Consider the following 6,743-nt stretch of genomic DNA (forward strand, 5'->3'; position numbering starts at 1 on the left):
ATAAATGAAACTTGAAGGTGTTTCCAATCTTCAAGTTTCTTTTAATCCTTCATCTCAAAAATAATTATGGCAAATTTAAAAGATATACGTAACCGAATTACTTCTGTAGGTTCTACAATGCAGATTACAAGTGCTATGAAATTGGTCTCTGCTGCAAAGTTGAAGCGTGCTACAGATTCTATCGTTCAGTTACGTCCTTATGCAGATAAATTACGTGAACTTTTACAAAATGTAAGTTCTACTTTAGAAGCTGAAGTAGGAGGTGCATTAACAGAAGAGCGCGAAGTTAATAAAGTACTTTTAGTCGTTATTAACTCTAACAGAGGTTTATGTGGAGGATACAATTCAAGCATTATCAAAAAAGTAAATGCTTTATTAGCTGGAGAATTAGCTGGTAAACAAGTAGAACTTTTAACAATTGGTAAAAAGGCATACGATACTTTTAGTAAAACACAAACTATCTACAAAAATGCGTCAAGCATTTGGGATAATGTTAATTTTGCAGATGTAGCTGAAATTGCAGACGATTTAGTTGCTAAATTTGAAGAAGGTCAATTTGATCAAATCAGAATTATCTACAATCAATTTCAAAATGCTGCTGTACAAATCGTTCAAAACGAACAATTCTTACCAGTTGTTTTAGATAAAACTAAAGAAGAAGCAAACAATTCAGCAGAGTTAGATTATATCTTTAACCCTTCGAAAGAAGAGATTCTAAAAGACTTAATCCCTCAAACATTGAAAACTCAATTATTCAAAGCTGTATTAGATGCAAACGCTTCTGAGCACGGAGCACGTATGACTGCAATGCATAAAGCAACGGACAACGCAACCGAGTTACAAAAGAACTTAAAGATCCAATACAACAAAGCTCGTCAAGCTGCCATTACAAACGAGATCTTAGAGATCGTTGGTGGTGCCGAAGCATTGAATGCATAAGAAAAAAGATTTATCTTATTTTAAATATAGAAGCAACTTCATCTCGAGGTTGCTTTTTTTATGATATGAATTCTAATGAATTTTAAGAAGTATAAGTATTTATTTTCATTAGAATTTATAACTTATTATTTTAAATAAATTAAATAAAATTACTGATTGAAAATTAAATCTTATCAAGGAGATTTGATCGTTTAATTAAAATTACTTTTAGATTATCTTTCTTGATTTTTTCTGTAGGTTATATCATGATTAGAATGATAATTTGATTAATAAATTAAATTTTAAAATAGAAGGAATTATTTCCTCAAGAGGTTTATCCAAAAACCTCGAAAGGTTTTAGTAAAAAGATGCAGAGGTTTTAATAAAAACGTCTTGACATTTTATAGCATAATAAAAGTCCTAAGATTACTTAGGACTTTTATTCTATTATTAAAGAAACTTAGTTTCTATTTATTTCATTTGAAATAATGGACGTGAAGACATGAAGTCGTTTACACGATCTGCAATCATTTCGATAACATCTTCGTTTTCTATGTTCATTAATACTTCGTCAATCAAATCAGCAACTGTTTGCATATCTTCTTCAACCAAACCACGTGTTGTGATAGCTGCCGTACCTAAACGGATACCAGATGTAACGAAAGGTGATTTATCATCGAAAGGAACCATATTTTTGTTACAAGTGATTTCTGCTAAAACTAATGCGTTTTCTGCTTGTTTACCAGAAATACCTTTGTTGCGCAAGTCGATTAACATACAGTGATTATCTGTTCCTCCAGATACAATGTTGTATTGTTTTGCAACTAATGCCGCAGCTAATGCCTTCGCATTTTTCACGACTTGTACAATATAGTCCATATAACCGTCAGACAATGCTTCTTCGAAAGCAACAGCTTTAGCGGCGATTACGTGTTCTAATGGCCCACCTTGTGTTCCTGGGAATACAGCTGCATTTAATAATTGAGACATCATTTTTGTTTCACCTTTTGGTGTTTTTGCTCCAAATGGGTTCTCAAAGTCTTTCCCCATCATAATCACTCCTCCTCGAGGTCCACGTAATGTTTTGTGAGTTGTAGTGGTAACAATGTGACAATGAGGCATAGGATCGTTTAGGATTCCGCGGGCAATTAACCCAGCAGGATGTGAGATATCTGCTAAAAGCAATGCACCAACTTCTTCAGCTACTTCGCGAAATTTAGCATAATCTATGTCTCTTGAGTATGCAGAAGCACCACAAACAATCATTTGAGGCTTTTCTTTTCGAGCAGTTTCTGCCATAGCTTCGTAGTCAATTGTCCCGGTTTCTTGGTTTACTCCATAGAATGAAGTTTGGTAAGTTAACCCAGAGAAATTAACAGGAGAACCGTGTGTAAGGTGTCCTCCGTGCGATAAATCGAATCCTAAGATCTTGTCTCCTGGTTTTAGACATGCTAAGTAAACTGCTGCATTTGCTTGTGAACCTGAGTGAGGTTGCACGTTTGCATATTCAGCATTAAATAATGCTTTTAAGCGATCTATAGCAATTGTTTCTATTTCGTCTACTATTTCGCATCCTCCATAATAGCGTTTTCCAGGATAACCTTCTGCGTATTTATTTGTTAAAACAGAACCCATTGCACGCATTACATTGTCAGAAACAAAGTTTTCTGATGCAATTAATTCAATTCCGTTTAATTGTCTTTCTTTTTCTTCTTCAATCAAATCGAAGATTACATTTGTTGTCATGTTTTGTTTGTATTTATAATAAGCCAAATATAAGATTTTCGGACAAGATTTAAAATGTTAGAAAGCTGCTTTTTGAAAGATAATTTCTTTTTCTATTTTCTTTACATTTACAGCATGATAAATTCTACTTTTTGCATAGGTTTAATGTCTGGAACTTCTTTAGATGGTTTAGATATTTGTTATGTTCGATTTGATGATGATCAACATTTCGAGATTTTACAAGCAGAAACAATTGATTATTCAGACGAATGGCGAAATAAGTTAGCAAAAGCTTATGCATATTCTGCGATGGATTTATGCGAATTGGATGTAGAATTTGGCTATTTTCTTGGTGAACAAGTGCAGGATTTTATTGCAAAATATAGGATAGAACAATTAGATTTTGTTGCTTCTCATGGGCAAACGATCTTTCATCAGCCTCAAAAGTTCTTTACCTTGCAAATAGGAAATGGAGCGGCAATTGCTTCGCGTTGCGGACAAAAGGTTGTTTCCGACTTCCGTACGCAAGATGTTGTTCTTGGTGGACAAGGCGCTCCGTTGGTTCCTATAGGCGATGAGTTGTTGTTTAATGAATATGATGCTTGTTTGAATCTTGGTGGATTTTCGAATATTTCGCTGAATAGAGAAGGAAAAAGAATTGCATTTGATATTTGCCCGATTAATATTGTGTTGAATCATTATTCGAAACAATTGGGAAAGGAATATGATGAGAATGGTGATTTTGCAGCACAAGGAAAGATAAATATTGAACTAGTAAAGGAATTGGATTCGCTTGAGTTTTATAAACAATCTTTCCCAAAGTCATTAGGATTTGAATGGGTAGAAGCTGAGTTTTTAACAATTGTTGATAAGTATGATATTTCTGTACAAGATAAACTGTGTAGTTGTATAGAACATTTTGCGCATCAAATGCAGAAGATCTTTTCTTTTTATGATATTAACAATGTGTTGATAACTGGAGGAGGCGTTCGAAATGTATTTTTTATCAATCGTTTACGAGCATTGACTTCTGTTGAAATCATTATTCCAAATGATAATTTAATCGATTTTAAAGAAGCTTTAATTTTTGCTTTCTTAGGATTTCGTCGTGTTCAGAATAAAATTAACAGCTTATCTTCTGTTACAGGAGCGAGCAAAGATCATTCTTCTGGTGTAATTTTTGAACTTTTATAATAATATAACGCTGAATTCTTTAAACCTAAAATTTGTTCTGATTCTTAAAGGATAATTAGGTGGTTAAAAACGAGTTCATTATTTTTACGATTCTAAAAAAAATATAATGATTGTTTCTAAACTTTTTAATAAATTTTTTCATAGCCAAACCTCAGGCGGAATACTACTAATTTTCTGTACTGCGTTCTCTCTATTACTAGCTAATTCTCCATTTGCAGAATCTTACGATGGTATTTGGCTAACAGATATGTTTGGTCATTCTTTTGCACATTGGATTAATGATGGTTTAATGGCTGTTTTCTTTTTCTTAATTGGTTTAGAATTGAAACGAGAAGTTTTTGTTGGCGAATTATCAGATACCAAAAAAGCTATTTTACCTGTTTTCGCAGCATTAGGCGGGATGTTAGCTCCAGCATTTATTTTCTTTTTAACAAACAGAGGAACAGATACTATTCATGGATTTGGAATACCAATGGCAACAGATATTGCATTTGCTGTAGCTATTATAACAATGTTAGGGAAAAGAGTTCCATTATCACTGAAAGTATTTTTAACAGCATTAGCTGTAATAGACGATTTAGGGGCAATTATAGTTATTGCATTGTTTTATCCAAACCCAGATTTACCTTTAGATTTTACACAATTTGGTATCGCAATCGCTATTTTGTTAGGTCTTTTTGCATTGAATAAACTAAAAGTAAAATCGATGATCTTATATATTATAGGAGGAATAGCTGTTTGGTGGTTTATGTTACATTCTGGTATTCATGCTACAATAGCTGGAGTTTTGGTGGCTTTTACAATTCCATTTGATAAAGACGATTCAAAATCTCTTTCTGCAAAAATGGAGCATGCTTTACATATTCCTGTTGCTTTTGTTATCTTACCATTATTTGCATTGGCAAATACAGCAATCACGATAGAAGGAGGTGGATTAGCACATTTTAGTATTCCTTTAGCTTCAGGTATTTTCTTAGGCTTAGTTGTTGGAAAGCCAGTAGGGATTACATTATTTACTTGGATAGCGGTTAAGCTAGGCTTGTGCGAATTACCTACAGCGGTTAATTTCAAACGCGTTTTCGGAGTTGGTATTCTTGGAGGAATTGGATTTACAATGTCAATATTTGTTTCCATGTTAGCTTTCAAAGATCCAAGTTATATCAACGAAGCAAAATTAATGATTTTAGTAGCTTCGTTAACCGCGGCGATTGTAGGTTTTATAGTATTAAAAATCTTATTGACAGCAAAACAAGATTATTCAGATTAATAAAATCATTTTATATAAATGATATAAGATAGAATAGAATCGAATTTTTCTTCGGAAGAATTCGATTTTTTTATATTCAGGCGTTGTATATTCGTATAAATTTTTTGAATAAATGAGAACGTATCAAGAAACAATCGATTGGTTGTTTACAAATTTACCAATGTTTCAACGAGTAGGAGCATCAGCAATGAAAGCAGATTTAACGAATATCACAGCATTGTGCGAATATTTAGGAAATCCTCAAAAAAAGTTTAAGTCAATTCATATTGCTGGTACAAATGGTAAAGGAAGTACATCTCATATGTTAGCTTCCATTTTTCAAGAAGCAGGATATAAAACAGGGTTAACAACCTCACCACATCTCAAAGACTTCCGCGAACGTATTCGTGTAAATGGAATAATGGCTGAAGAAGATTTTATAATTGATTTTGTATATAAACACGAGCAAAAAATTATTGATCAAAAAGCTTCTTTCTTCGAAATAGCAATAGCAATGGCTTTTGAATATTTTGCACAACAAAAAGTAGATGTTGCGATTATTGAAACTGGTTTGGGAGGACGATTAGATTCTACGAATATTATTTCGCCAGAACTTTCTATTATTACTAATATAGGTTTAGATCATACACAATTTTTAGGTGATACATTAGATAAGATTGCATTTGAAAAAGCAGGAATCATAAAACCGAACACAGCGGTTGTAATTGGGGAAACAACCGCAGAAACAAAACCAGTTTTTGAAGAAGTTGCGAAAGAAAAAAATGCAGAAATTATTTTTGCAGAGGAAAAACACTTTCAAGATTTACCTTCAGATTTGAAAGGATCTTATCAAATTAAAAATAAACGTACTGTTTTAACCGTAATCGAGCAATTACAAAGACAAGACTGGACAATATCTTCAGAAAATATTACAAATGGATTATTGAACGTTGTAAAAAATACAAACCTTCGTGGTCGTTGGGATGTTCTAGGTGAACATCCATTAATTGTTGCAGACACGGCGCATAATCCACATGGTTTAGTAGAAGTTTCAAAACAAATAGACGAACAACCTTATAATCAATTGCATTTGGTTTTAGGATTTGTAAATGATAAAGATATTTTATCAATTCTTAATTTCTTTCCTAAAAAAGCTACATATTATTTTTGTCAACCAGATGTTCCTAGAAAATATGATATTGATGAATTGTATAAAATCATTCCAGAAGGTATCAAGGACAAACATTTTTTTGATTCTGTAGAGAAAGCATTAATTGCAGCAAAGGCAAATGCAGCAAAAAATGATATGATTTATATAGGAGGAAGTACGTTCGTAGTAGCTGAAGTTATTTAATCATTGTATTGAATCTGTCGAGTATATAAAAAATGATTAATAAGTTTTCTTTAATAAATTTTATTAAAAATGTAAAGCCTATACTTTATAGTAAGAATATTTTCTAAAAACAGGTTTGACTAATCAAACATAGCATTGATAAAATACTTGAAAGAGATAACAAAGACATATAATAGCTCCTTTCTTCAGAAAACATCTCCCACTTTTCCATTATATAGAAGAGCATTTTCGCTTTAAAAAGGCTTATAAAAGGAATTAAACTAAAAAAGTTTAAAAAATATTTTGCGTTATACCAGTAAGTTAGGC

General features: G+C 32.3%; 5 protein-coding genes. 4 read left to right on the forward strand and 1 reads right to left on the reverse strand.

Features of this window, described 5'->3' with window-relative positions:
* The first annotated feature begins 66 nt into the window (after window positions 1-66).
* Window positions 67-939 carry an ATP synthase F1 subunit gamma gene (gene atpG, locus ACMHJW_RS07900; protein ID WP_413532864.1) on the forward strand — a complete coding sequence of 291 codons (873 nt, stop codon included), beginning with the start codon at window positions 67-69 and terminating at the stop codon, window positions 937-939.
* 450 nt (window positions 940-1,389) lie between these two features.
* Here atpG and glyA read toward each other — a convergent pair whose 3' ends face one another.
* A complete protein-coding gene (glyA, locus tag ACMHJW_RS07905; RefSeq protein ID WP_413532865.1) occupies window positions 1,390-2,664 on the reverse strand; it encodes a serine hydroxymethyltransferase in 1,275 nt (424 codons plus the stop codon).
* Between the two features lie 114 nt (window positions 2,665-2,778).
* On the opposite strand from glyA, the gene ACMHJW_RS07910 reads away from it, so the two are divergent.
* From ACMHJW_RS07910 to ACMHJW_RS07920, 3 genes are all read left to right on the forward strand, one after another.
* Complete coding sequence (locus ACMHJW_RS07910) at window positions 2,779-3,837, forward strand: anhydro-N-acetylmuramic acid kinase (protein ID WP_413532866.1); 1,059 nt, start codon at window positions 2,779-2,781, stop codon at window positions 3,835-3,837.
* Between the two features lie 106 nt (window positions 3,838-3,943).
* Window positions 3,944-5,104 (forward strand): Na+/H+ antiporter NhaA, encoded by a 1,161-nt coding sequence (nhaA, locus tag ACMHJW_RS07915; protein ID WP_413532867.1) that lies wholly within the window; start codon window positions 3,944-3,946, stop codon window positions 5,102-5,104.
* 112 nt (window positions 5,105-5,216) lie between these two features.
* Window positions 5,217-6,437, forward strand: a complete 1,221-nt coding sequence (locus tag ACMHJW_RS07920; RefSeq protein ID WP_413532868.1) for a bifunctional folylpolyglutamate synthase/dihydrofolate synthase — start codon at window positions 5,217-5,219, stop codon at window positions 6,435-6,437.
* The last annotated feature ends 306 nt before the right edge of the window (window positions 6,438-6,743 follow it).

This window comes from Empedobacter brevis (assembly GCF_965118635.1).
GTDB classification, from domain to species: Bacteria; Bacteroidota; Bacteroidia; order Flavobacteriales; family Weeksellaceae; genus Empedobacter; species Empedobacter brevis_A.

Excerpts from the sequence above, each read along its gene's own strand:
- glyA (WP_413532865.1), bottom strand. The coding sequence starts at position 2,664 with ATGACAACAAATGTAATCTTCGATTTGATTGAAGAAGAAAAAGAAAGA.
- ACMHJW_RS07910 (WP_413532866.1), top strand. The coding sequence starts at position 2,779 with ATGATAAATTCTACTTTTTGCATAGGTTTAATGTCTGGAACTTCTTTA.
- nhaA (WP_413532867.1), top strand. The coding sequence starts at position 3,944 with ATGATTGTTTCTAAACTTTTTAATAAATTTTTTCATAGCCAAACCTCA.
- ACMHJW_RS07920 (WP_413532868.1), top strand. The coding sequence starts at position 5,217 with ATGAGAACGTATCAAGAAACAATCGATTGGTTGTTTACAAATTTACCA.
- atpG (WP_413532864.1), top strand. The coding sequence starts at position 67 with ATGGCAAATTTAAAAGATATACGTAACCGAATTACTTCTGTAGGTTCT.